At 70.8% G+C, this 23,016-nt stretch carries 25 protein-coding genes; 7 read left to right on the forward strand and 18 right to left on the reverse strand.

Annotation, left to right across the window (positions count from 1 at the left end; genetic code table 11):
* Positions 1-63: 63 nt before the first annotated feature.
* The 8 genes from ACFXPL_RS01210 to clpS form a co-directional block, all read right to left on the reverse strand.
* A complete protein-coding gene (locus ACFXPL_RS01210) occupies positions 64-822 on the reverse strand; it encodes an MBL fold metallo-hydrolase (protein ID WP_384910457.1) in 759 nt (252 codons plus the stop codon).
* 334 nt (positions 823-1,156) lie between these two features.
* Positions 1,157-2,107 (reverse strand): PLP-dependent cysteine synthase family protein, encoded by a 951-nt coding sequence (locus tag ACFXPL_RS01215; RefSeq protein WP_384910460.1) that lies wholly within the window; start codon positions 2,105-2,107, stop codon positions 1,157-1,159.
* Positions 2,107-2,412, reverse strand: coding sequence for a MoaD/ThiS family protein (locus ACFXPL_RS01220; protein WP_384910463.1), 306 nt, complete (start codon positions 2,410-2,412; stop codon positions 2,107-2,109). Before ACFXPL_RS01220 ends, ACFXPL_RS01215 begins: the two co-directional genes overlap by 1 nt.
* Positions 2,413-2,545: 133 nt before the next feature.
* Positions 2,546-2,662: a putative leader peptide gene (locus tag ACFXPL_RS01225; RefSeq protein WP_384910465.1), complete on the reverse strand. Its 117-nt coding sequence runs from the start codon at positions 2,660-2,662 to the stop codon at positions 2,546-2,548.
* Between the two features lie 112 nt (positions 2,663-2,774).
* Positions 2,775-3,188, reverse strand: a complete 414-nt coding sequence (locus ACFXPL_RS01230) for a Mov34/MPN/PAD-1 family protein (protein WP_384910468.1) — start codon at positions 3,186-3,188, stop codon at positions 2,775-2,777.
* Between the two features lie 79 nt (positions 3,189-3,267).
* Positions 3,268-4,746 carry an amino acid permease gene (locus tag ACFXPL_RS01235; RefSeq protein WP_384910471.1) on the reverse strand — a complete coding sequence of 493 codons (1,479 nt, stop codon included), beginning with the start codon at positions 4,744-4,746 and terminating at the stop codon, positions 3,268-3,270.
* Between the two features lie 439 nt (positions 4,747-5,185).
* Positions 5,186-5,791 (reverse strand): DUF2017 domain-containing protein, encoded by a 606-nt coding sequence (locus ACFXPL_RS01240; protein WP_384910474.1) that lies wholly within the window; start codon positions 5,789-5,791, stop codon positions 5,186-5,188.
* Positions 5,791-6,096 carry an ATP-dependent Clp protease adapter ClpS gene (gene clpS, locus ACFXPL_RS01245; protein WP_329826863.1) on the reverse strand — a complete coding sequence of 102 codons (306 nt, stop codon included), beginning with the start codon at positions 6,094-6,096 and terminating at the stop codon, positions 5,791-5,793. Before clpS ends, ACFXPL_RS01240 begins: the two co-directional genes overlap by 1 nt.
* Before the next feature lie 145 nt (positions 6,097-6,241).
* Here clpS and ACFXPL_RS01250 point away from each other — a divergent pair, with 145 nt between their 5' ends.
* Both ACFXPL_RS01250 and ACFXPL_RS01255 read left to right on the forward strand, forming a co-directional pair.
* Positions 6,242-7,570: a nicotinate phosphoribosyltransferase gene (locus ACFXPL_RS01250; RefSeq protein ID WP_384910477.1), complete on the forward strand. Its 1,329-nt coding sequence runs from the start codon at positions 6,242-6,244 to the stop codon at positions 7,568-7,570.
* Positions 7,571-7,754: 184 nt separating this feature from the next.
* Positions 7,755-8,348 carry an isochorismatase family protein gene (locus tag ACFXPL_RS01255; protein ID WP_384910480.1) on the forward strand — a complete coding sequence of 198 codons (594 nt, stop codon included), beginning with the start codon at positions 7,755-7,757 and terminating at the stop codon, positions 8,346-8,348.
* A gap of 105 nt (positions 8,349-8,453) precedes the next feature.
* Here ACFXPL_RS01255 and ACFXPL_RS01260 read toward each other — a convergent pair whose 3' ends face one another.
* Positions 8,454-8,780: a hypothetical protein gene (locus ACFXPL_RS01260; RefSeq protein ID WP_384910482.1), complete on the reverse strand. Its 327-nt coding sequence runs from the start codon at positions 8,778-8,780 to the stop codon at positions 8,454-8,456.
* Positions 8,781-8,904: 124 nt separating this feature from the next.
* The gene (locus ACFXPL_RS01265; protein ID WP_384910485.1) at positions 8,905-11,328 is read right to left on the reverse strand and encodes an immune inhibitor A domain-containing protein; all 2,424 of its coding nucleotides are present in this window, start codon (positions 11,326-11,328) and stop codon (positions 8,905-8,907) included.
* Positions 11,329-11,781: 453 nt separating this feature from the next.
* On the opposite strand from ACFXPL_RS01265, the gene ACFXPL_RS01270 reads away from it, so the two are divergent.
* Entirely contained in the window at positions 11,782-12,078 is a 297-nt protein-coding gene (locus tag ACFXPL_RS01270; protein ID WP_384910488.1) for a hypothetical protein, read from the forward strand.
* 34 nt (positions 12,079-12,112) lie between these two features.
* Here ACFXPL_RS01270 and ACFXPL_RS01275 read toward each other — a convergent pair whose 3' ends face one another.
* Together ACFXPL_RS01275 and ACFXPL_RS01280 are read right to left on the reverse strand one after the other, a co-directional pair.
* The gene (locus tag ACFXPL_RS01275) at positions 12,113-12,925 is read right to left on the reverse strand and encodes an RDD family protein (protein ID WP_384910491.1); all 813 of its coding nucleotides are present in this window, start codon (positions 12,923-12,925) and stop codon (positions 12,113-12,115) included.
* A 131-nt stretch (positions 12,926-13,056) separates the two neighbouring features.
* Positions 13,057-14,508 (reverse strand): RDD family protein, encoded by a 1,452-nt coding sequence (locus tag ACFXPL_RS01280; RefSeq protein WP_384910494.1) that lies wholly within the window; start codon positions 14,506-14,508, stop codon positions 13,057-13,059.
* Between the two features lie 518 nt (positions 14,509-15,026).
* Between ACFXPL_RS01280 and ACFXPL_RS01285 the strand changes: the two genes are divergently transcribed.
* On the forward strand, positions 15,027-15,503 hold the full coding sequence (locus ACFXPL_RS01285) for an SsgA family sporulation/cell division regulator (protein ID WP_384910497.1): 477 nt from the start codon (positions 15,027-15,029) through the stop codon (positions 15,501-15,503).
* A 16-nt stretch (positions 15,504-15,519) separates the two neighbouring features.
* Here the strand turns inward: ACFXPL_RS01285 and ACFXPL_RS01290 are convergent, their stop codons facing one another.
* Positions 15,520-16,296, reverse strand: a complete 777-nt coding sequence (locus ACFXPL_RS01290) for a hypothetical protein (protein WP_384910499.1) — start codon at positions 16,294-16,296, stop codon at positions 15,520-15,522.
* A gap of 59 nt (positions 16,297-16,355) precedes the next feature.
* Positions 16,356-17,723: an FAD-binding oxidoreductase gene (locus ACFXPL_RS01295; protein WP_384910502.1), complete on the reverse strand. Its 1,368-nt coding sequence runs from the start codon at positions 17,721-17,723 to the stop codon at positions 16,356-16,358.
* A gap of 97 nt (positions 17,724-17,820) precedes the next feature.
* Between ACFXPL_RS01295 and ACFXPL_RS01300 the strand changes: the two genes are divergently transcribed.
* Positions 17,821-19,461, forward strand: coding sequence for a hypothetical protein (locus ACFXPL_RS01300; protein ID WP_384910505.1), 1,641 nt, complete (start codon positions 17,821-17,823; stop codon positions 19,459-19,461).
* 183 nt (positions 19,462-19,644) lie between these two features.
* Here the strand turns inward: ACFXPL_RS01300 and ACFXPL_RS01305 are convergent, their stop codons facing one another.
* The 4 genes from ACFXPL_RS01305 to ACFXPL_RS01320 form a co-directional block, all read right to left on the reverse strand.
* Positions 19,645-20,457: a protein kinase gene (locus ACFXPL_RS01305; protein ID WP_384910508.1), complete on the reverse strand. Its 813-nt coding sequence runs from the start codon at positions 20,455-20,457 to the stop codon at positions 19,645-19,647.
* 161 nt (positions 20,458-20,618) lie between these two features.
* On the reverse strand, positions 20,619-21,131 hold the full coding sequence (locus ACFXPL_RS01310) for a hypothetical protein (RefSeq protein ID WP_384910511.1): 513 nt from the start codon (positions 21,129-21,131) through the stop codon (positions 20,619-20,621).
* Positions 21,128-21,430: a hypothetical protein gene (locus ACFXPL_RS01315; protein WP_384910514.1), complete on the reverse strand. Its 303-nt coding sequence runs from the start codon at positions 21,428-21,430 to the stop codon at positions 21,128-21,130. Before ACFXPL_RS01315 ends, ACFXPL_RS01310 begins: the two co-directional genes overlap by 4 nt.
* On the reverse strand, positions 21,427-21,696 hold the full coding sequence (locus tag ACFXPL_RS01320) for a hypothetical protein (RefSeq protein ID WP_384910517.1): 270 nt from the start codon (positions 21,694-21,696) through the stop codon (positions 21,427-21,429). Before ACFXPL_RS01320 ends, ACFXPL_RS01315 begins: the two co-directional genes overlap by 4 nt.
* 82 nt (positions 21,697-21,778) lie before the next feature.
* Here ACFXPL_RS01320 and ACFXPL_RS01325 point away from each other — a divergent pair, with 82 nt between their 5' ends.
* Positions 21,779-22,630 carry a Scr1 family TA system antitoxin-like transcriptional regulator gene (locus ACFXPL_RS01325; protein ID WP_384910520.1) on the forward strand — a complete coding sequence of 284 codons (852 nt, stop codon included), beginning with the start codon at positions 21,779-21,781 and terminating at the stop codon, positions 22,628-22,630.
* Positions 22,627-22,836, forward strand: coding sequence for a DUF397 domain-containing protein (locus ACFXPL_RS01330; RefSeq protein ID WP_384910523.1), 210 nt, complete (start codon positions 22,627-22,629; stop codon positions 22,834-22,836). Before ACFXPL_RS01325 ends, ACFXPL_RS01330 begins: the two co-directional genes overlap by 4 nt.
* Positions 22,837-23,016: the final 180 nt, after the last annotated feature.

A 23,016-nucleotide genomic window follows, 5' to 3' on the forward strand; every position in this document is an offset into this window, starting at 1 on the left:
GCCGATGTCAGGACCGGCCGGGCCCACGGTCGCGTACGTACGGGTACGGCTCCGTACGCCGCGTCAGATCTCGTAGACCGCGCCGGGGACGGCCAGCTCGGCCGGGCCCGCGTACACGTCGCGCGCGTCGGCCAGGTTCCGGTCCCCGTCCGTCCACGGCGGTACGTGCGTGAGGACGAGTCTGCGGGCGCGGGCGCGGGCAGCGTGGGCGCCGGCCTCGCGGCCGTTGAGGTGCAGGCCCACGACGTCCTCCTTGCCGTAGGTGAAGGCCGCCTCGCAGAGGAAGAGGTCCGTCTCCTCCGCCAGCTCGACCAGCGGTTCGCAGACGCCGGTGTCACCGGAGTACGTGAGGGATCTGCCGCCGTGCTCGACGCGGATCGCGAAGGTGTCGACGGGGTGCGCGACCTTCTCCGTACGGACGGAGAACGGGCCGATGTCGAAGGAGCCCGAGCCCGGCTTGAGCGTGTGGAAGTCGAAGACCTCGCTCATGGACTTGTCCGTGGGGGTGTCCGCGTACGCGGTGGTGAGGCGCTGTTCGGTGCCCTCGGGCCCGTAGACGGGGATCGGGTCGCAGCGTCCGCCGTCGAAACGGTAGTAGCGTGCGACGAAGTAGGCGCACATGTCGATGCAGTGGTCGGCGTGGAGATGGCTGAGGAAGATGGCGTCGAGGTCGTAGAGACCAACATGGCGCTGCAACTCGCCCAGGGCGCCATTACCCATGTCGAGGAGCAGCCGGAAGCCGTCGGCCTCTACGAGGTAACTGGAGCAGGCCGATCCCGCGGCGGGGAACGAGCCCGAACAGCCGACGACGGTGAGCTTCATGGAGCGGGAACCTCCGTGGCGTGGACGGCGGGGCGACGGGGGTCGTGCGGTTCACCGAGCGTAAAGCGCGAAACGGCTGGTCGCTCCTCCACAGTGGTCCGTTGTGGGGGAACTCACCCAGGACGTCACTGGTTCGGATGGTCCGTGCTCGGATGGTCCGTACGGGTGGGCCCCGCTCCACGCCACGGGGCCCGTGCCGTCCCGTACTCCGTCCGTACTCCCGCCGGCCGGCCGCTCCGTACCGCTACGCCGTCACCGCGCCGGTCCACCGGCGCGCCACTCGGCCACTCCGCTGCTCCGTCACGCCGCTGCTCCGACACACACCGGCACGCCGCTACGCCCAGAGCTGGCCGTGCAGCGTCTCGATGGCCTCTTCCGTCGTCGCCGCGGTGTAGACGCCGGTCGACAGGTACTTCCAGCCGCCGTCCGCCACGACGAAGACGATGTCGGCGCTCTCCCCCGCCTTGACCGCCTTCCTGCCCACGCCGATCGCCGCGTGCAGCGCCGCGCCGGTCGAGACGCCGGCGAAGATGCCTTCCTGCTGGAGGAGTTCGCGGGTTCGGGTGACGGCGTCGGCCGAGCCGACGGAGAAGCGGGTGGTGAGGACCGACGCGTCGTACAGCTCCGGGACGAAGCCCTCGTCGAGGTTGCGCAGCCCGTAGACGAGGTCGTCGTAGCGGGGCTCCGCGGCGACGATCTGGACGCCCTTCACGTGTTCGCGCAGATAGCGGCCGACGCCCATGAGGGTGCCCGTGGTGCCGAGACCCGCCACGAAGTGGGTGACGGAGGGCAGGTCGGCCAGGATCTCCGGGCCGGTGGTGGCGTAGTGGGCGCCCGCGTTGTCGGGGTTGCCGTACTGGTAGAGCATCACCCAGGAAGGGTTCTCCGCGGCGAGTTCCTTCGCCACCCGTACGGCGGTGTTGGAGCCGCCCGCGGCGGGGGACGGGACGATCTCGGCCCCCCACATGGTGAGCAGGTCGCGCCGCTCCCGCGAGGTGTTCTCGGGCATGACGCAGACGATGCGGTAGCCCTTGAGCCTGGCCGCCATGGCGAGCGAGATGCCGGTGTTGCCGCTGGTGGGCTCCAGGATGGTGCAGCCGGGGGTGAGCCGGCCGTCCTTCTCCGCCTGCTCGACCATGTGGAGCGCGGGGCGGTCCTTGACGGAGCCGGTCGGGTTACGGTCCTCCAGTTTGGCCCAGATCCGTACGTCCTCCGAGGGGGACAGCCGGGGGAGCCGGACCAGGGGGGTGTTGCCGACCGCCGCGAGCGGGGAGTCGTACCGCATCAGACGGCGCGCGTCGCGTCGGGCGCGCCGCCGGCCACGGCCGGGAGGATGGTGACGCTGTCGCCGTCGGCGAGTTTGGTGGCGATGCCGTCCAGGAAGCGGACGTCCTCGTCGTTGAGGTAGACGTTGACGAAGCGGCGGAGCTGGTTGTCCTTGGCGGGGTCGATCAGCCGCTCCCGGATGCCGGTGTGCCGGGTGTCGAGGTCGGCGAACAGCTCGGAGAGCGTGTCGCCGGTGCCCTCGACCGCCTTGGCGCCGTCGGTGTAGGTGCGGAGGATGGTCGGGATGCGGACCTCGATGGCCATGACATGGGCTCCTGTCGGGAGACTGCGTGACGGGCGCGCGGCTCGGTCCCCCGCGCGAGGGGGGTGGTGCGGGTACGTGCGGCGTGCGGCGTGCGTGCGGGTACGGAGGACCGCGCTCCGGGCGGGGCGTCGCTCAGCCGGCGGCGCGGCCGGTACAGATGGCACTGGCGAGGCGGCACAGATCGACGTGCAGCCGCGCCACGAGCAGCGGGGTGCTCGGCGTCTTGTCGCTCACGTCGATGGAAACCATGCGCTCATCGTATCGATTCCCGTTCCGCGTCCCGGCATGCGTTCCCACTGGGTGGACGTTCGGCGTCCACCTGATGGACAGCCTGGTGGACGGAGGGCCCGGCGAGGGGCTGTCAGACGATCTCGACGGGCTCTTCCTCGACCGCCCCGTCCACGATGCGGTACGAGCGGAACTGGAAGGGGCCGGCGGCGTCGGTGTCGGCGGTGGAGACGAGTACGTAGTGGGCGCCGGGCTCGTTGGCGTAGCTGATGTCCGTACGGGACGGGTACGCCTCGGTCGCGGTGTGCGAGTGGTAGATGATCACCGGTTCCTCGTCCCGGTCGTCCATCTCGCGGTAGAGCTTGAGCAGGTCGGCGGAGTCGAACTCGTAGAAGGTGGGCGACCTGGCGGCGTTCAGCATGGGGATGAACCGCTCGCCCCGGCCGGTCCCCTCGGGCCCGGCGACGACGCCGCACGCCTCGTCGGGGTGGTCGGCTCGCGCGTGCGCCACGATCTGGTCGTGCAGGGCCTGGGTGATGGTGAGCATGAGGAAAATATAGAGGGACCGGTGCGAGCGCCCCCGGATCAGGGGCGTCGGCCGTGATCCGGGGGGCGCTCGTAGGGGGTCAGTCGGCGGCGGGCGCGTACTCCGGTTCGCCCGGGGTGGCGGAGGGCTTCGCCCGCTGCGGGGTGCGGGTCTTCACGTAGCGCCAGCCGATGGCGAGGAAGACCGCCCAGACCGCCCCCACGTAGAGGGAGATCCGCGCGTCGCTGTCGTAGGCGATCAGACAGGTGACCACGGCGAGGAAGCCGGCCGCGATCCAGCTGAAGAGGGTGCCGCCGGGTGCCGGGAAGGACGAGGCGGGCAGGCGGCCGGTCACGACGCCGCGGCGGTAGCGGATGTGGCTGATCAGGATCATCATCCAGGTCCAGATGCCGGCGGCGGTGGCGACCGAGGTCACGTAGCCGAACGCCTTCTCGGGGACGATGTAGTTGAGGATCACGCCGATGCCCATGAGGGCGACGGAGACGGCGATGCCGACGGCCGGGGTCTTGCGGGAGTTGAGCCGGCCGAAGGCGCTCGGCGCCTCGCTGTTGGCGGCGAGGCCGCGCAGCATCCGGCCGGTGGAGTACATGCCGGAGTTGCAGGAGGAGAGCGCGGCGGTCAGTACGACGAAGTTGACGATGCCCGCGGCGAGCGGGATGCCCATCTTCTCGAAGGCGTGGACGAAGGGGCTGGTGCCCGCCGAGAACTCGGTCCACTTGACGACGGAGAGGATCACGAGGAGCGCGCCGACGTAGAAGACGATGATGCGCCAGGGCAGGGTGTTGATGGCCTTGGGGAGGGTCTTCTCGGGGTTCTCGGACTCGCCGGCGGTGACGCCGACCAGTTCGACGGCGAGGTAGGCGAACATGACGCCCTGGAGGGTCATCAGGCTGGAGCCGATGCCGTTGGGGAAGACGCCGTGGTGTTCCCACAGGTTGGCCGCCGCGGCCGTCTCACCGGCGTCGGAGAAGCCGAGGGTGAGCACGCCCAGGCCGATGACGATCATGCCGATGATGGCGGTGACCTTGATCATCGAGAACCAGAACTCGACCTCGCCGAAGATCTTCACCGAGATCAGGTTCACCCCGAAGAGAACCACCAGGAAGACCAGCGCACTGACCCATTGAGGGATCTGCGGGAACCAGAAGTGGATGTAGATCGCGGCGGCGGTGAGTTCCGCCATGCCGGTGACGACCCACATCAGCCAGTACGTCCAGCCGGTGGCGAAGCCGAAGAAGGGGCCGAGGAATTCGCGGGCGTACTCCGCGAAGGAGCCCGAGACGGGCCGGTAGAGGAGCAGTTCGCCCAGCGCCCGCATGATGAAGAAGATCACGACGCCGGCGAGGGCGTACATGAGGATGATGCTGGGACCGGCCTTGGCGATGTTCGCCCCGGCGCCCATGAAGAGGCCGACGCCGATCGCGCCGCCGATGGCGATCATCTGGACCTGGCGACTGCCGAGTCCGCGCTCGTATCCCTCTTCGTCCGCGCCGCTTCCGGCGGGACCCCTGGGGGGACCGTCGCCGCCGTGCTCCTTGTCGACCTGCGCAGAGGTCATGGTCGTGCGCCCTTTCTCCATGCAGATCCGTGGACCGCTCACGGCCACGGACCAGTTCCTGATCCCCCCGGATATGGATGGAGTGCCACCGGCGTTCGGCCGGTCGGGACACCCCCGGGGGACAGGGGTGGCGTCCCCCGGGAGGTCCGGCAGATCTATCACGGGAGAACGGGCTTCCGGCGCCCGCGACTGTGTCCCAGCCCACAGGAAGAAGGGGACGAATCGCACCGCGAACCGCAAAGGAGGCCGCAGCGGTGATGTGATCGTTATGTCGATTTGAGCATCGTTTGAGCGTCTGACGGGTGCATGACGGGTGGCGTCCGGGCGACCGTGGCGTGCCGTCGGAACGCCGAGGGGAACAGCCGGCGGGAATCGGCGGGAATCGGCGGGAAGCACGACGGGAGCAGCCGACGGGGACACCACGGGAGCAGCGGGAACGTCAGGCCAGCAGGGTTTCCACGAGCGTCTCCTGGAGCGCGCCGAGCCAGAGGTACGCCATCACCATGGGCTTGCGCGGGTCGGAGTCGGGGAGCCGGTACAGCTCGCCGCCCTCGTCCTCGTCGGTGACCTCCAGGCGCGTACCGATCGTCAGCCGCAGGTCGTTGAGCGCGCCGAGCCAGTGCACGCAGTCGTCGGGCGTCAGCTTCAGTACGGCGCCGCCCTCGCCCGTGGCGGTGAGCGCGTCCAGCGTGCGGACGAGCGCCACGCCGTCCTCGCGCTTGCGGTCGCGCAGGTCGTTCTCGGTGAACCGCCGGAACTCCGAGGAGTACTCCTTCAGTTCCTCGTCCTCGTCACGGCCGTTCGCCGACGCCTCCGGGTCGCCGTACGCGTCCGGGAAGAGCCGGGCCAGCGCCGGGTCGGAGGGCGGCTCGCTGGGGCCCGGGGTGAAGAGCGCGGCGAGCGGGTCCTCGCCCTGTGCGGGTTCGTCGGCGGGGCCGATCAGCTCCAGCAACTGCACGGCCAGTGAACGCAGGATCGAGATCTCGACCTCGTCGAGCGCGACGGCGGCGCCGCCGCCCGGGATCGCCTCGAAGCGCCCGGCCATCAGGTGCGGTCCTGCGAGAGGGTCGCCCAGAGCCCGAATCCGTGCATGGCCTGCACATCGCGTTCCATCTCCTCGCGGCTCCCGCTGGAGACGACCGCGCGGCCCTTGTGGTGGACGTCGAGCATCAGTTTGTGCGCCTTGTCCTTCGAATAGCCGAAATAGGTCTGGAAGACGTACGCCACGTAACTCATGAGGTTGACCGGGTCATTGTGGACGATCGTCACCCACGGCACGTCCGGCTCAGGGACCGCGAAGGTCTCCTCGGCCGATTCTGGGCGTTCGATCTCAGTCGGAGCAACACTCACGGTTCGGGACGACCTTCTTCTCCGCAGGGGGGCGCCGGCATGCCGCGGCCTCACCCGTCCCATGCTGCCACCACGTGAGCGGTGTCGCACAAACGGCCACCGAGAAATCGTCAAAGTGACGAGTATTGCGGGGTAGCATCGTCGTATGAACACTGCGGACCTTGGGCTGCCGGTGGACATTCCGTCGACCGCGCTCTTCACCGATCAGTACGAGCTGACGATGCTCCAGGCAGCGCTGCGGGCCGGTACGGCCGACCGGCGCTCCGTCTTCGAGGTCTTCACCCGGCGGCTGCCCGAGGGCCGCAGGTACGGGGTCGTGGCGGGCACCGGACGCGTTCTGGACGCCGTGGAGAACTTCCGCTTCGACGCCGATCTGCTCGGCTTCCTGCGCGAGAACGAGGTCGTCGACGAGCCGACGCTCACCTGGCTCGCCTCGTACCGCTTCCGCGGCGACATCTGGGGGTACCCGGAGGGCGAGGTCTACTTCCCCGGCTCCCCGGTCCTGCGGGTCGAGGGCTCCTTCGCGGAGTGCGTGCTGCTGGAGACCGTGATCCTCTCGGTCCTCAACCACGACTCGGCGATCGCCGCCGCCGCCTCCCGGATGGCGACGGCCGCGGGCGGGCGCCGGCTGATCGAGATGGGCGCGCGCCGTACGCACGAGCTGGCCGCGGTGGCCGCCGCGCGCGCCGCGTACGTGGGCGGCTTCGACGCCACCTCCGACCTGGCCGCCGGGTTCCGGTACGCCATCCCGACGGTGGGCACGAGCGCGCACGCCTTCACCCTGCTGCACGACACCGAGCGCGACGCCTTCCGCGCCCAGATCGACTCGCTCGGCCGCGGTACGACGCTGCTGGTCGACACGTACGACGTGGCCGAGGCCGTACGGACCGCCGTGGAGATCGCGGGGCCCGAGCTGGGCTCCGTACGGATCGACTCGGGCGACCTGCTGCTGGTCGCGCACCGGGTACGGCAGCAGCTCGACGAGCTGGGCGCGGTCAACACCAAGATCGTGGTCACCTCGGACCTGGACGAGTACGCGATCGCCTCGCTGGCGGCGGCGCCGGTGGACGCGTACGGCGTCGGTACGCAGCTCGTCACGGGCAGCGGGCACCCCACCTGCTCCATGGTCTACAAGATCGTCGCGCGGGCCGCCTCGGCGGACCCGAAGGCCCCGCTGCGGCCGGTGGCGAAGAAGTCGCTGGGCGGGAAGACCTCGGTCGGCGGGCGCAAGTGGGCGGCGCGGCGGCCGGACGCGCAGGGGTACGCGGAGGCCGAGGTGCTCGGCACGGGTCCGGTTCCGCCCGAGCTGCTGGACCGGCAGCTCCTGGTGGAGCTGGTCAAGGGCGGCGAGATCGTGGCGCGCGAGTCGCTGGACGTGGCGCGCGAACGGCACGCGGCGGCGCGGGCGGGGCTGCCGATGTCGGCCATGCAGCTGTCCCGCGGGGAGCCGGTGATTCCGACCGAGTACGTGTGAGACGGGGTGGGGACGAGCAGGGGAAGAGGGTGGGTGTGATGGGTATGTCCCGTACTGGCGTACGACCCCTCCCGCACGGCGGCGGGAGTCCCTACGCTCACGTCCAGCCGCCCTCCCCCGGCCTCCGCACCGCTTCCCGTACCGCTCCGTCTCCTGTCCGCTCCCCCACTGAAGGACCCCCGCCATGCACCGCGCACTGATCGTCGTCGACGTACAGAACGACTTCTGCGAGGGCGGCAGCCTCGCCGTGGCCGGGGGCGCCGACGTCGCCGCCGCCATCACCGACCTGATAGGCCAGGCGACCGCCGGATACCGGCACGTGGTCGCCACCCGTGACTGCCACGTCGACCCGGGCGGCCACTTCGCGGTGGCCCCGGCCGAGCCGGACTACGTCACTTCCTGGCCGGTGCACTGCGTGGCCGGCACGGAGGGCGTGGGCTTCCACCCGAACTTCGCCCCGGCGGTCGCCTCGGGCGGGATCGGCGCGGTCTTCGACAAGGGCGCGTACGAGGCGGCGTACAGCGGCTTCGAGGGCGCCGACGAGAACGGCGTCGGGCTGGCGGACTGGCTGCGGGAGCGCGAGGTGACCGAGGTCGACGTGGTCGGTATCGCCACGGACCACTGCGTACGGGCGACGGCGCTGGACGCGGTCCGTGCGGGGTTCGTCACGCATGTGCTGCTGGACCTGACGGCGGGCGTGGCCCCGGCGACCACGGAGCGGGCCCTGGAGGAGCTGCGGGACGCGGGCGTGGTGCTGAGGGGCAAGCCGGTCGTCTGACCTCCGCGAGGGCGGGAGAGGGGCGCCGGGGGGCCTTGCGGGCCGCTGGGGGCCGTCCGTCGGGCGCCCTCCCGGACGTCGCGTGCCCGGTGCGGGCACCCCGCGTCAGTACCCCATCACCGCCGGTCTCAGCAGCGCCCGGATCGGCCGCCAGAGCTGGTCGGCCGTCCCCGGCGCGTCCGGTGTCGTACGCCAGAGCAGGCCGTCCGGGTGGTGCAGTACGGCCGTGATCTCGTCCGGTGTCGGCGGCTCCGCGTTGCCCCGCAGATAGACCGCCCGCAGCCCCAGGTTCCGCAGCCTGGTCAGGGCGCGGGCCCGGTTCGCGGCGTGCACCAGGACGCGTACGGTGCCGTCCTCGGCGGCCGGGCTGGGCAGGGTCAGTGCCACCACCACGGTGCCGTTCGGGAGCTTGCTGAAGCCTCCACTCGCCATGTCTTCATCTCCCCCGTGAGACGTCGTGTCAATAAGAGATCCGTAGGACGCACCTAAACACGAACGGCCGCCGCCCGCTAGAGGGCGACGGCCGATCATGCACTTGACCTGCGGTTACTTCCGGTTACTTGCCGGACTTGCCTACCTTGACCGTCATCGTCGAGCCGTCCAGCGGCTGGCTGATGATGCTGATCTTGGTGTTGGTGTCAGGAACCTTGACGCTTCCGCCCTTGTTCTCCTCGCTCCAGTAGGTGCCCTTGCGGTCGTCGAAGACCGGGGCGCCCAGGGACGGGGAGATCCGCGTCAGCTTGTCGGCGCGGTGGAGCGAGAGACCCGACGTCGGCCACCAGCTGAAGGTGGAGTCGTACGCCTGGATCCGGTTGCGCATCAGCGTGCCGTCCGACCACTTCAGCGGCTTGGCGTGGGCGTCGATCGGCAGGATCAGGCCCTCGCCCGGGTGCTGGCTGGTGTTGTTGTCCTTCTGCGAGGTGTCCCACAGCCAGATCAGCAGGCCGTTCTGGTACGCGAAGTGCTCGACCTTGCCGTCGTTCGGCGCCGTGAAGCCGAAGTTGTACGGGCCGACCTTCAGCGTCCTGTCGTACGAGACGTACTGGCGGTTCTCGGCGATGTAGTACTGCTCGTAGTCCTGGGTGAAGGACTCACCGATGCGCGAGAAGCCGTTCGCGGTCCAGCCCGCGTCGTCGCCCTCTGCGTTGTCGGTGAAGACCGGCGCGCCGTCGGCGGTGAGGGTGATGGCGTCGGCCGTGAAGCCCTTGCCGCTCACGCCGCCGTCCGTCTGGTAGCGGAAGCGCAGGTCGAACTTCTGGCCGGCGTAGGCGTCCAGCGGGAAGGCGAGCTTCTTCGCCGCGCCCGAGACACCGGTCAGCGCCGGCTTGTCGGCGGCGTCGCGCGGCAGGGACTTGCCGTCGGCGGTGCCGTCCAGCGGCGTCCAGTTGGCGCCGCCGTCCGTGGAGACCTCGGTGTAGAGGTAGTCGTAGTCGGCCTCGATGTCCCACCAGCCGGTCAGGTCGAGCGACGCGGCGGTCCTGCCGGTCAGATCCACCGAACGGGTGAGGGTGTTCTTGAGGTCGTCACCCATGTCGCTCCACCACTGCTTGGAGCCTTCCGCGGGCTTCACGACCGTGGTCGTCTTCTCCTTCTCGGGGAGTTCGACGACGAGCGCCTGCGGGTTCTTCGTGTTGTACGCGGAGACGCCCAGCTTGTGGGTCGAGTTGGTGGCCGCCTTGGCCTCGGCGTAGTCGAGCCAGCCGAGCTGGAGCTTGTCCCAGGCGGTCATGTCGCCGGGCAGGTCGCCGATCTCGTTCTTGCCGGTGCCCAGCCACGAGCCGGACGACATCAGCGTCCAGAAGGCGGTCGAGTTGTCGCCGCCCGCGGTGTCGTACAGGTCGGGCAGGCCCAGGTCGTGGCCGTACTCGTGGGCGAAGACCCCGAGGCCGCCGTTCTCCGGCTGCATGGTGTAGTCACCGACCCAGATGCCGGTGTCACCGACCGGCGCGCCGCCGGCCTTGTTGCCCGTGGGGCCCGTGGAACCGGCGTTGGTGCCGTACGCGTACCAGCGGTGCGCCCAGAGGGCGTCCGTGCCCTGGACGCCGCCGCCCGCGGACTCGTCCTCACCGGCGTGGACGATCTGGAAGTGGTCGACGTAGCCGTCGGGCTCGTTGAAGTCGCCGTCGTTGTCGAAGTCGTAGCGGTCCCACTGGTCGTACTGGGAGAGCTCGTCCTTGATCTGGGCGTCGGTCCTGCCCTGGGCCTTCTGGTCGGCGGTCCAGGCGGTGAGGCCGTCGCGTACCAGGTCCCAGACGTTGGCGCAGTTGGTCGAGCCGCAGTAGTTGGAGCCGTAACGGGCCTCGTTCCACGGGACCTTGACCCAGTCGGAGACCTCACCGTCGACCGAGTAGCGCCCGGAGGACGTCTTCTCGTAGTACGTCTTCAGGGAGTCCTTCGCCTTGCCCTTGGCGTCCTTGCCGGTGCCGAAGTACAGGTCCTGGAAGTGCTCCTGGCTGTAGTCGGCCTGCCAGGCGGTGGAGTTGTCCACCTTCCGGTCCGGCTCGGCTATCTCGTTGTGCAGCGGGCCACGGTCGCCGCCGTACTTGACGACGGGCGGCAGGGGGCCGTCGGCGCCGTCCGGGTCGTAGGTCGTCGTGCTGTCGACGTCGTCGCCGAACTCCACGAGGATGGTGAAGATCTTGTCGGTCTTCTCCCGGCCCAGCTCGACGTACTTCTTGTCGTCGAGCTTGACGACCTTGGAGCCGCCGCGCTTCTCCACCTTGGCGTCGCCGGATATGACCTGCTGGAGCGCGGCCTCGCGCTGCTTGGACTGCTGCTTGCTGAACGGGCCGTCCAGGTCGTGGTCGACCTGCCCCTTCTGGGGCGCCGGGTCGTGGCGCTCCACGCCTGATGGGGCGCTGGAAGCGGAGGCGGGGTGGTCCTGGGCCTGAGCCGTGGTGAAGGCCGAAGCCGTCGCAGCGGTGGCGGCCAGCGCCACGAGCACTGCGGACACTCTTCTCGCCCGTCGGTTTCTGATCACTTGGTGGTGTTCCTCCCCGGCGCACGCGATCCGCGGACCGGGAGTGGAGGATCCGCGCGCGTCTGCGCGTCATAAGTGACGACATTGGACCCGAGTTGGCGGAGAAAAGACAGACCTTGACTTGAACCCGTCAATTGCATTATGCGGCCTTCTCGTTCCACTATCCGGACGGAGGGAGTGAACCGGCCAACGGATGCATATATTCGGCCTGTTGGCGGCGGCTCGTGACTCGATGCGCCCCCCATGCACCGGCACCATGGGTCAGGTCACGCTTACAGGCCGTTCCACTCGGGCATCCACGGCCTTAGAGTCGCCAGTGAGTGCGACCGCCTTGCGACGACCTGGTCCCACTTGTCCCCTGTACGAGATACGCGAGACGCGCCCAACATCCCCAGAATCACCGAATCCCCGTAACCCCACAGATACCGACGCCCCCGAGGGACGGATTCCGCCATGCCGCGTCCTACTGCCGCACAGCTCGCCTACGGCTCCGCCACCATCGTCTGTTCCACCCTCGCCATGCTCCTGCTCTCCGGTACGAGTACGGGCATCGGCGTCGCGGTGATCGGCGTCGCCGCGCTCGGTCTGGGACTGCTGGTCGCCATGACCGTGCCGCTGCCCCGCAAGGACCGGGCCGCGCGGGCGGCCACCCCGCGCCGGGGGACCGGCACGGACACCGCGGCGCGCGCCACGACGGCGCCCGGGACGCGTACGCAGGACTCGGGCGTGGGCGCGCAGGCCCGCCGGTAACGGTCCGCCTCCGGCTCTCCGAGCGCGTCGCAGCTCACCTCGTCGCCGTCACCACGACGGTCCTGGCGGCCTTGTCGTGCAGGCCCTGCTTGTACGGCCGGCTGGCCAGGATCGTCACGATGATGATGAGCCACCAGAGGAAGAGGCAGCAGAGCAGCGCGGGCACCCAGAGCACCAGGGCGCGTGTCAGCGACGCGTTGGCCTCCGGTACGGATCCGTCGTTGAGCATCGCCACCCGCAGCTTCAGCCAGCGCTTGCCGAGGGTCTGCCCGTACTTCTTCGTCATCAGGGTGTCGTAGCCGACGTACGCGATGATCGAGATGAGCGACCAGACCCACTGGGTACCGGTGTTCACCTGGTTGGTGACCTCGTCCCAGTTGCCGGTGGTGTTCGCCGTGCGGCGCCAGCCGCCGACGAGCAGCGAGATGATCGCCAGCGGGATGAAGATGATCAGGGCGTCGATGACCCGGGCCGCGAGGCGGGTGGCGAACGGCGCGAGGGGCGGCATCCCGGCGAGCGGATCCCTGCCGCCGTGGGGGCCGCCTCCCCCGTAGGGGTCCTGCCCGTAGGGAGAGCCGCCGTACGCGCCGCCGCCGGGGGCGTTCGGGTCGTACGGCGGGGCCTTGGGCGGTCCGTGCTCGCCGCCGTAGGGAGACCCGTACGGGGAGTCCCCGGAAGGCGGCGGAGGCCCGTGGGGCGGCGGAGGCTCATGCGGCCCCTGCGGGTGCTGAGGCCCCTGGGGCTCCTGCGGTCCCTGGCCCTGTCCCGGCCCCTGGGGCTCTCGCGGCTTCTTGAGGAAGGGGTCGTCCTCGGGAGGCCCGCCGGGCGGTGGCTGATCATTGCTCATGGGGGCAGTGCACCCCGGCCCGGAGGGGCCCGCAACGGCTGGCCCGCCGTTCGGAGGAACGGCCCGCCGCTGCCTCACGCCCCGTCAGCGGGGGCGCGGGCGGGACCCCCGGCGGGCCCGGCGGCGGTCCCTCAGCGTGCCACGAAGGTGTGGGCGACCTTGTCGTGCCAGCACTGCCGCCACGGCCGGTCGATCAGGCACCACAGCACATTGGCGAGCCCCACGACGAGCACCCCGAGCACGCTGTAGACCAGCCAGCGGCGCAGCGCGGCACCGAAGGCAGGGGCCTCGTGGGTCTCGATGTCCCGTACGTCGAGCCCGCACAGCTTCTTGCCGAGCGTGCGCCCCCATTTCGCGGTGGGCAGCGCCTCGTAGAACACGCCGACGACCAGCAGGGCGACGAGGACGCCGCCGAGGTAGCCGGCCGTGGTGGTGTCGAGCAGCCAGACGGTGACGGTCTGTCCGGTCTGCCGGGCCGCTTCGACCTTGGCGTCGACATGGGCCAGGGCCCGGCTGATGAGCGGTACGGCGATGGCGCCCACGATCGCCCCGAGCACCAGGGTGTCGATCAGCCGGGCCAGGACGCGCTTGCCGAGGCCGGCGGGGCGCGAGGCGGCCTGGGCGCGCGCGATCTGGAGGAACGGGTCCTCGACGGGCGGCTTCCAGGGCACCACGGGCTGGTCGGCCCGGTCCGGCTGGGCGAGCGGGTGCACCTGCTGGGCCCAGGAGGCGGCGCCGCCGCCGCTGCCGGAGCTGATGGGCCCCCGGTCGGGCTCGGGTACAGGCGGCGGCGCGGGGGCGTAGGACTGCGGGGCCGGCTGGGCCGGTGGCTGCTGGTGGGCGGGCTGACGGGCGGGGAGCTGCGGCTTCGGCCCGGCGTCGGGTGCCCGGATCGCCGTCGCGCCCTGGTCCCCGGCGGGGGGCTCCGAGGTGGCGTCCTCGTCCTTCGCGCGCCGCGCGGCGCGCAGGGCGCGGATGGTCATGGTGGAGTCGGCCGGCGGCTTCTTGGCTTCGCGGGGCGCCGGGGCCCGGCCCGGTCCCGCGCCGCCGCGCCGCTGGGGGCGGATCGCGACCGTACCGTCGGTGAGGGGAACGTCACCTTCGGCGTCGCCGCTTCCCGTGCCGTCCCCGGTCCCGGGGCCGAGGGAGCGTACGCCGGGGAGGGCGCCTCCGGTCGGGTCGGCGGGCGGGGCGGGGGCGGGGACCCGGGGGTCCTGGCCGGTGGTGCCGGGCGCGCCTGTCGCACCCGTCGTGCCCCAGGCGATCCGGGCGTCGCGCTCCCCGCCGAAGCCGGTCTGGCGGGAGGCGTCGGCCTGCCACGCGGAGGCGGGTTCCTGCCGGGGCCGCTCGGGCGGGTCCTCGTCGAGGAAGACCGGTCCCGTCTCGTCGACGGCGGGCAGTGCGAGCGGCGTGGAAGCGGCCGGAAGCGCGGCGGGCGCGCCCTCGTCCCCCCGGGGCGCGGGCCGCGAGGTGCCGGGCACCCAGGCGGCGCCGTTCCAGTACCGGACGTATCCAGGAATGGAAGGGTCCGGGTAGAAGCCTTCCCGGGGTACGTTCCCGCCGTCACCAGGAGGAGTAGCCACTGACCCCAACTCCGTTCGTTCACACCATGATTGACCTGAAAGGGCCGCCCGGCGCCGGAACGGCGACCGGATTCGTACTCCCGCTTGTCCAGGAAGACAGTAACGAAGAACTCGGGGCCCGGAAGATGGCGCCCGGCAGAAAGAACCCCGTTCGGGCGGCGGCCCGGCCGTACTGCTGCGAAGCGTAAAGCTGCGGGGTGGGATCTGTTCGCGGACCTGCACCAATTCAGCACACCCGTTCGAACGGGAGCGTGCGGCGAAGGGGCCCAAGGGGGAAAGTGCGCGTCCCCCGTACGCGTCACCCGGACGGACCGCACGTACGAGCCGGATTCACTCCTTGGCGGTCCCCGCCCACCCACGACAGGCAGGCGTCGCCCCCTGGGTGACCGGTGCGGCGGCGGTCTCCGTCTCCTCACACAAAGTCATCACCGAAAGTCGCGTCATGAACCAAGAGGTGCCGCCTCTCTCCTGGTAAGGCCCCGCCGCCGGGCCCCTCGCCAGGAAAGGAAGTGCCCGTCATGCACTCTGTGGTCGAACGCGAGCTGGAACTGAATCTGGTGCTGTCGCCCGAGCGGAGCATCCCCGTGCCGGCCCGGCTGACGTACCGTACGGACGATCCGTACGCCGTGCACATCACCTTCCACGTCGGCTCGGACGCCCCGGTGAAGTGGACCTTCGCCCGGGAGTTGCTGGTGGAGGGGGTCTTCAGGCCGTGCGGGCACGGGGATGTCCGGATCTGGCCGACCAAGGTGGACGGGCGGCAGGTGCTGTGTGTCGCGCTGTCGTCGCCCGACGGGGACGCCCTGCTCGAAGGGTCGTCGGCGGCTCTGTCGGCGTGGGTGGAGCGGACGTTGCGGATCGTGCCGCCCGGAACGGAGGCCGGGAGGCTGGGTCTGGACGACGCGCTGAGCGCGCTGCTGGCCCCGGCGGCCACCGATGAACTGTGGCTGCGGGACCCCTGGCCGTCGGACGGGTCCGTGGACGGCGACGTGTGAGGCCGGAGGGCGCGTGTCACACGTTCAGTTCGCGGGTCTCCTCGATGAAGTCACGGACGACCGCCGCGTTCCGCACGGGCACGTCGCACCGCCCGGCGCTCGTGCGGACCCGCAGCCGGGACGGGCCGAAGACCGTCGTCGCCGCCAGCTCCGGCCAGCCGATCACGGCCGGCGCGGCGGCGGTGCCCGGCAGGCCGCCGCGCAGGGTGACGCCCTCGTCGGTGACGTCCAGGTCGCCGACGCGGACCGTGCCCTCCGTGTCCAGGGTGGCGCGCAGCCGTTCGAGCAGCCGGGGGCGTACGCCCGCCTCCAGCGCCTCGGCCAGCTTGTTCTGCCGTACGACATGCGCCAGGACGACCGGCTCCTCGCGGCCGGCGGGCCAGATCGCGGTGACAGCGGCCCGTTCGGTGATCCGCAGGCCGCCGGAGGCCAGGCCGATGTCACTGGCGCCCAGGTCGTGGCCGGTGGAGGCGATCTCCTGCCAGGCGTACGTGACCGGCTCGGCCCGAGGGCGCCCGAGCAGCACGCCGCCCTCGTACACGACGGCCATCCGCACGCCCTCGGCGGGCGGTATGCGGCGCAGGCCGGCGAAGCCCGCGTAGACGAGGCCGGCCACCACCGGCACGTACAGGAAGGGGGACTTGAGGGTCAGGTAGGCGATCACGGCGGCCATGGCCGCCGGGACGAGCAGGATCTCCATCCAGGGCAGCCTGCGGTACACACGGTGCACGGAGCGCCGGTCGCCCAGGCCCCGTCTGCCCGCCGTCGCGTCGTACTCGGTCAGCTTGCTCACACGTACTCCCGCCGCGCCCTCGGGCGGTCGCTCCCCGGTGGGGCGTCGCGCCGTCGGCCTCAGAAAAGCTTGCCCGGGTTGAGCAAGCCCAGCGGGTCGAAAGTCTGCTTGATACCCCGCTGCAACTCCAACCCCACCGGACCCAGCTCCCGCGACAGCCACTCCTTCTTCAGGGTGCCCACGCCGTGCTCACCGGTGATCGTGCCGCCCAGCTCCAGGCCGAGCCCCATGATCTCGTCGAAGGACGCGCGGGCCCGCCGGGACTCCTCGGGGTCGGCCTGGTCGAAGCAGACGACGGGATGGGTGTTGCCGTCGCCCGCATGGGCGCAGACGCCGATGGTCAGGTCGTACTTCTCCGCGATGGCGGCCGTGCCGTCGATCATCTCGGCGAGCCGCGAGCGCGGTACGCACACGTCGTCGATCATCGTGGCCGACCGGACGGCCTCCAGCGCGGGGAGGGCGAGGCGGCGGGCCTGGAGCAGCAGCTCCGACTCGGCGGCGTCCTCGGCGGGGACCACCTCGGTGGCGCCGGCCGCCGCGCACAGCTCGCCGACGGCGGCGAGGTCGGCGGCGGGGTCCTTGGTGTCGAAGGCGGCGAGGAGCAGCGCCTCGGTGGAGTCGGGGAGGCCCATGTTGGCCAGTGCGTTGACGGCGCGGACGGTCGTACGGTCCATGATTTCGAGCAGCGACGGGGTGTGTCCGCGCTCCATGATCCGGCAGACGGCGTCGCACGCGGCGGCGGCCGAGCCGAACTCGGCTGCCAGGGCGAGCTGTTGGGGCGGCTCCGGCTTGAGGGCGAGGACGGCCTTGACGACGATGCCGAGGCTGCCCTCGGAGCCGACGAAGAGACGGGTCAGGTCGTATCCGGCGACGCCCTTGGCGGTGCGGCGTCCCGTGGTGAGGAGCCGGCCGTCGGCGAGGACGACGTCGAGGCCGAGGACGTACTCTGCGGTCACGCCGTACTTGACGCAGCACAGCCCGCCGGACGCGGTGCCGATGTTCCCGCCGATGGTGCACATCTCCCAGCTCGACGGGTCGGGCGGGTAGGCGAGGCCCAGTTCGGCGACGGCGCGGGAGAGCGTGGCGTTGATGACGCCGGGCTCGACGACGGCGATCCGGTCGACGGCGTTGATCTCCAGGATCCGGTCCATCTTGGTCAGGGAGAGGACGATGCACCCGTCCGAGGCGTTCGCGGCGCCCGAGAGCCCCGTACGGGCCCCCTGCGGTACGACGGGGACGCGGAGCGCGGTCGCCGTGCGCATGACGTGCTGGACCTGTTCGACGGTGCGCGGCAGTACGACGACGGCGGGCGTTCCGGCCGGGCAGAAGCTGGCCATGTCGTGGGCGTAGGAGATCGTGATGTCGGGATCGGTGATCAGGGCGTCGGCGGGAAGGCCGGTCCGGAGCCGTACGAGGAGATCGTCCATGATCCCAGGCTCGCACCCGGGGCCATCGGTGTGAACCCGTGGGCGATCCACAACTCAAGACAGTGTGTGCTCTTCATATTGACGCACAGTAATCATCATGAACGCCATGAAGACGGAGCAGGTCAGACAGGTCAGAAGGGCAGCGCTGGCGGCCGGAGTCGGTGCGGCGCTGGTCGGGGGCGTCCTGCTGTTCGTACCCGACCGGGGAGAAGGATCGCGGACACCGACCCCGCAGGAGCGGGCCCTCGCGGCGGTGAGCGCGGGCGCGCCGGCGTCGCTGCCGGACCTCGACGCGCTCATCCAGGACCGCGAGAAGTGGCTGCGGACCCACCCGGAGGACAGCACGGCGTGGGCGGTGCTGGGCGCGGCCTACGTGGAACGCGGCGAGCGGCGCGGGGACTCGGCGTACTACTCGAAGGCCGACGAGGCGCTCCGGCGCTCGCTGAAGGGGCCGCCGGTGGGGGCCGCCGGTCCTGAGGACCACGGGGCACGCGCCGCCGAGGACGCGGACGGCGACGGCGGTACGGACAGCGGTACGGACGACGGGGACGACGGCAAGCAGGGCGGGCTGGGCGCGCCCGCCCGCACCCAGGCGCTGGCCGGCCTCGCCTCGCTCGCCAACGCCCGCCACGATTTCACCACCGCCAAGAAGTGGGGCGAGACGCTCCGCGCCCGCCAGCCCAAGGCGTGGACCGCGTACCCGGTGCTGATCGACGCGTACACCGGTCTGGGCGACTACAAGGCGGCGGGCAAGGCGCTCGACAAACTGAAGGAGCTGCGCCCCGGCACCCCCGCCGTACTGGAGCGCGCGGTGTCCGTCTACCGCGACCGGGGGTGGCGCGAGGACGCGGAGGCGAAGGCCGACGAGGCCGCGGCGCACGCCGGCTCGCCCACCGCGAAGGCGGAGGCGCTGTACGCGCTGGGCGAGCTGGCCTGGGAACGCGGCGAGCCGACCGAGGCGATGGGCCACTACGACGCGGCGCTCGCGACGGCACGGGACCACCCCGCCTCGCTGGCCGGCCGGGCGCGCGCGCTGGCCGCGCTGAGCAGGACGGACGAGGCGTACCGCGACTACCAGGCGGCGCTCGCGAAGCTGCCGCGCCCGGAGTACGCGCTGGAGCTGGGCGAGCTGTACGACGCGAACGGCCTGGACGGCGACGCCCACACCCAGTACGCGACGCTGCGCGCCCGGGCCGCGCGGGCGCAGGGGCACGGCGTGAACGAGGAGCTGGTCCTCGCCCGCTTCGAGGCCGACCACGGCTCCCCGACGGCGGCGGTGGCGCGGCTGCGCGCCGAGTGGGCGCGCCACCACCGCTCCATGGAGGTCGCGGACGCGCTCGGCTGGGCGCTGTACCGGGCGGGCCACGGCCAGGAGGCGCTGAAGTACGCGAAGAAGGCGACGGAGCAGGGGCGGCGCAGCGCGCTGTTCCTCTACCACCGGGGCGAGATCGAACGCTCCCTGGAGCTGTACGGTCCGGCCCGCCGCCACGTAGGGGAGGCGCTGCGCGTCAACCCGTACTTCTCGCCGCTGCTGGCGCCGCGGGCGCTGGCCGCGCTGGAATCCCTCGGCGAGCCCGAGGAGGGCGGCCCGCGGGACGTGGAGGGCGAGGGGTCGACGCCGCAGCCGGCCGAGGTCGCACGGCCGACGAAGCCGGCGGCGCAGCCGGCCGGGACGCCGCCGGCGACACCGCCGCTGACGCGGCCGGTGCCTCCTCCGGCGACGCCGTCGCCCTCCTGAGGGGCGTGCGTCAGCGGCGTACGCGGCACACGTACGGAAGCGGGGCCGGTAGGAGGAGACCGGCCCCGCTCCCGTGTGTGCGCCGCCTGGTCCTGGGGTCGCTGCCGGCCAGGCAGGACGCGGCCCCGGTACTCAGCGGAGTACCGGGGCTGTCCATCTGCGAGGACTGCCCGGACCGTGTGCTCACCGCTCCGCCTTGAGGATGCCCCGGTGGTCCACCCATGCCTGGGCCGCTTCGGCCACGGCCGCGCGCCATGCCTCATCAGGACGCCGGTCGGCAATGGCTCGAAGCATGCGCAGATCGGCCGCGGCGAATACATCGATCGCCTTCGGATCTGCCTTCGCCCATGCCGTGCACCCGGCGGCCCAGGACTCGGCGGACTCGGGGCTGTGGCCGGCGGAGATCAGTTGCACGACGAAACAGGCCGGGTCGATGAAGGCCGGGCCGCGCGTGGGCCATGACCAATCGATGATCCACGACCCAGCACCACCTGTCGTCAGGTTGGACGGATTGATGTCGGTGTGCAGCAGGGCATCACCACGGAGGAACGCCAACTCCTCTTCGCTGCCCACGTAGGCGTCCCACCGGTCTTCCGCCCAATCCCGCGCGACGTCGGGCAGTTCCAGAGCCGCCGCCCGATTGAGGAGATCCACGGCGAGGGGGAGATCCGGCGAGCCCGGCTCGAAGTCGAGGCCATTCTCCTCGATGGCCTCGAAGCCGAGGATGATCCACCCGGCGTCGTCTCCGCCGACGCTCCACAGCAGTCGGGGCGAAAGAGGCTGTACGGAGGGGTTGATCGCCCGTTCCCGGAGGATGGAGTCCTTCCGTCCCCCGGGATTGTTGAACATTGCCTTGACGAAGAACCGCCCCTTCTCGCTGTCGATGACCGGGGAGAAATCGGACCCGAATCCCCGGGCCGGAACGCGAACGTGGGTGACTTCGCCGGTGTACGGCAGGAGCAGATGCCTGAAGTGGCCGTCGGGCAAGTCATCCACGTCGGGTCTCCTCGGTTACGTCACATGGTGTCCATTTCTGCCCCGGAAGCCTTCGTCAACGTGTGAAGGGCTCCGCCAGCAGCCATCCGGCCACCGCGTAGGCGGCGAGCGTGGAGCTGATGACGAGAGCGGTCCGTACCGCTCGCACGGCTCGTACGGCATCATCGCGGCGCATGTCGTTGCCGGGCCCGTCGCCGGAACGGGAACGGGAGCCGGAGGCTGAACCGGTCGAACCACCGGGGCTTGCGGTGTCTCCGGCGGCCGGGGCGTGGCGCGTGGCGCGGTAGTACGTACGCCGGTACGGGCACGGGGACGGGCAGCGCTCTGAGGGTGTACCGGCCGCTGTGGTCGGCGGTGTCGAGAGTGAACTCCGCGCCCGCGAGGAGCCGGTCCCGGGCCGCTTTCTGCGCCTGGGGGGTGTGGCACCAGGACCGGAGTGCGGTGGGTACGTCCGGATCAGGGGCCCGTAAGGGGACGAGCGCGCCCGGCGGAATCCACTCGGCACCCGGGTCGGGATCGAGGCCGTCGGCGATACGCCGGGCCTGACGGCGGAGGATGGACAGGGCAGTGTCCGGCGGCACCGCCTGCCGGGCGGCGAGGACGACGCGTACCCACGCACCGTTGACCGGCCCCTCGCAGACCACGGTCACGTTGTAGAACCGTGCCGCGCTCACGCTCGCCGCCTGGCGGGGGGCCGCTGCTGCCGGTGGAGTTTCGCGAGGGCGGCGAGTTGGGTCCGTTCCCGCTCGGTCGCCGGGCGGGCCGCGATCAGCGCGGCCTGCCAGGTGTGCCCGGAGGGGCGGACGAGACAGACCGCCGATCCGGCGAAGGAGCGGATGACACCCGGCATTTCCGCCCGCCGGTCGAACACCGCCACACCGACCCGCAGATCGGGCAGACCGGACTCCGGGGCGGAACGTTCGGGCAGGCGTCGCGGTGGGTGGCGCGGCGGAACGCGCGGTTCGGGGGTCATCCGGCGTCACCGGCCCGGCGGTGCGGGTGCGCCGCGATCTGGCCCGCGCAGTGGGCCGCGCTGGCCTCCCCGATCCCGCGACGGGCGTTCTCCCGACGCCTGTCCCACCAGTCGCACAGGTCGCAACCAGGCACCGGGGCCAGGTCAATGATGGGGTTGATCAAGGCCGGCGGAACTCCCGATCGGCCCGGATCGCGCGTCAACTTGCCGCTCATCGGATCGGGTTGGGGTTCCTTACCGCTGACAGAACCGATGTCGCCGAACACGAGACCATTCCTCTCCGTAGCCAAACAGCTACCAGGGGTGGTCAGGCTGACCTAGAATCAGCAGGGCTTCAACGTTCGGGAGATGGGGAGAACATTGGTAAACCGTAAGGATTTGAACCCCGAGGCAAGCCCGGAAGCGGCGTACGGGGCGCGACTACGCAGCGCACGCGAGGCGCACGGGTGGAAACAAGACGACCTCGGCGCACGGATGGGATATTCCGGACGGCATATTTCGGGGGTTGAAACGTGCCACAAACCGCCAACCCGCAGGTTTTCGATCGCCGCTGACGCCGCACTCGGGATCGAGGAGACAGCAGACACCTTCGAACGCGAATGGCGCGAGATCCAGCACGGCGTGCTGCTGCAAGGATTCCCGGAGTACGTGGGGTACGAGGGGCGGGCGGTGGAGATCCGGCTCTACAACATCGGGATCATTCCTGGCCTGTTGCAGACACGCGAGTTCGCGCAGGTGCTGGCGGACAGCGCCGTTCGGCGGGGTGTCATCACGACTGAGCAAGCAGATGAACGTGTGGCCGTTCTGATGGGACGTCAACACGCTTTGGTGCGACCCCGGCCACCCATGGTGTCTGTGACCATGGACGAAAGTTGCATCCGCCGAATCGTCGGCAGTCGAGATGTCATGGATGCCCAGCTTCAAAAACTGGTCGAGTTCGCCGAACTGCCGAACGCGATGCTTCAGATCATCCCTTTCGACATAGGGACGCTTCGTCCGTTCAACTTGCCTGTAAACCTGCTGACGCTATCTGACCGGTCGGTCGTCGCCTACGCCGAGTCTCAGATTCGAGGGCATCTGGAGCGCGAGGCCACGTCAGTACTCCCCCTGTTGACCGCCTACCATCAACTACAGACCGAAGCCCTGTCGCACATAGCTTCCGTGGCCATGATCAACGAGATTCGAGAGGGAACCCCGTGACGACCGAGACCTCGCGTTGGATCAAGTCCTCGTACAGCGACAACGGCGGCGACTGCATCGAGTGGGCCCCGCACGTTGCGTCCGCCACAGGCACCGTCCCCGTCCGTGACTCAAAGGACCCGAGCGGTCCCGTCCTGGACTTCCCCGTCCGCTCGTTCGCTTCCTTCGTGGCGGGCGTCAAGGCCGGCGAGTTCGGCACTGTCTGATCACTCGGCACAGCGCGTACCGGCTCACCGGGCCCAGTCACCCTCCCTCGGAGTGGCGGGGCCCGGCTCGTCTTTCGGCCGGCGTGCCGGTGCTGAGGGCGGCGACCACGCTCAGGCGAGCACGCGCGGCCAGGTTGTCCAGGAGGTGGCGCCGGGCGGCGATGCGCAGCAGGGGAGCGG

Source organism: Streptomyces sp. NPDC059092, from assembly GCF_042756365.1.
GTDB lineage: Bacteria > Actinomycetota > Actinomycetes > Streptomycetales > Streptomycetaceae > Streptomyces.

Coding starts and splice junctions, on each gene's coding strand:
- ACFXPL_RS01295 (WP_384910502.1), bottom strand. CDS start 17,723: ATGGACGATCTCCTCGTACGGCTCCGGACCGGCCTTCCCGCCGACGCC.
- ACFXPL_RS01255 (WP_384910480.1), top strand. CDS start 7,755: ATGCACCGCGCACTGATCGTCGTCGACGTACAGAACGACTTCTGCGAG.
- ACFXPL_RS01260 (WP_384910482.1), bottom strand. CDS start 8,780: ATGGCGAGTGGAGGCTTCAGCAAGCTCCCGAACGGCACCGTGGTGGTG.
- ACFXPL_RS01270 (WP_384910488.1), top strand. CDS start 11,782: ATGCCGCGTCCTACTGCCGCACAGCTCGCCTACGGCTCCGCCACCATC.
- ACFXPL_RS01210 (WP_384910457.1), bottom strand. CDS start 822: ATGAAGCTCACCGTCGTCGGCTGTTCGGGCTCGTTCCCCGCCGCGGGA.
- ACFXPL_RS01325 (WP_384910520.1), top strand. CDS start 21,779: ATGGGGAGAACATTGGTAAACCGTAAGGATTTGAACCCCGAGGCAAGC.
- ACFXPL_RS01215 (WP_384910460.1), bottom strand. CDS start 2,107: ATGCGGTACGACTCCCCGCTCGCGGCGGTCGGCAACACCCCCCTGGTC.
- ACFXPL_RS01240 (WP_384910474.1), bottom strand. CDS start 5,791: ATGGCCGGGCGCTTCGAGGCGATCCCGGGCGGCGGCGCCGCCGTCGCG.
- ACFXPL_RS01235 (WP_384910471.1), bottom strand. CDS start 4,746: ATGACCTCTGCGCAGGTCGACAAGGAGCACGGCGGCGACGGTCCCCCC.
- ACFXPL_RS01225 (WP_384910465.1), bottom strand. CDS start 2,662: ATGGTTTCCATCGACGTGAGCGACAAGACGCCGAGCACCCCGCTGCTC.
- ACFXPL_RS01230 (WP_384910468.1), bottom strand. CDS start 3,188: ATGCTCACCATCACCCAGGCCCTGCACGACCAGATCGTGGCGCACGCG.
- ACFXPL_RS01285 (WP_384910497.1), top strand. CDS start 15,027: ATGCACTCTGTGGTCGAACGCGAGCTGGAACTGAATCTGGTGCTGTCG.
- ACFXPL_RS01220 (WP_384910463.1), bottom strand. CDS start 2,412: ATGGCCATCGAGGTCCGCATCCCGACCATCCTCCGCACCTACACCGAC.
- ACFXPL_RS01250 (WP_384910477.1), top strand. CDS start 6,242: ATGAACACTGCGGACCTTGGGCTGCCGGTGGACATTCCGTCGACCGCG.
- ACFXPL_RS01300 (WP_384910505.1), top strand. CDS start 17,821: ATGAACGCCATGAAGACGGAGCAGGTCAGACAGGTCAGAAGGGCAGCG.
- ACFXPL_RS01275 (WP_384910491.1), bottom strand. CDS start 12,925: ATGAGCAATGATCAGCCACCGCCCGGCGGGCCTCCCGAGGACGACCCC.
- ACFXPL_RS01315 (WP_384910514.1), bottom strand. CDS start 21,430: ATGACCCCCGAACCGCGCGTTCCGCCGCGCCACCCACCGCGACGCCTG.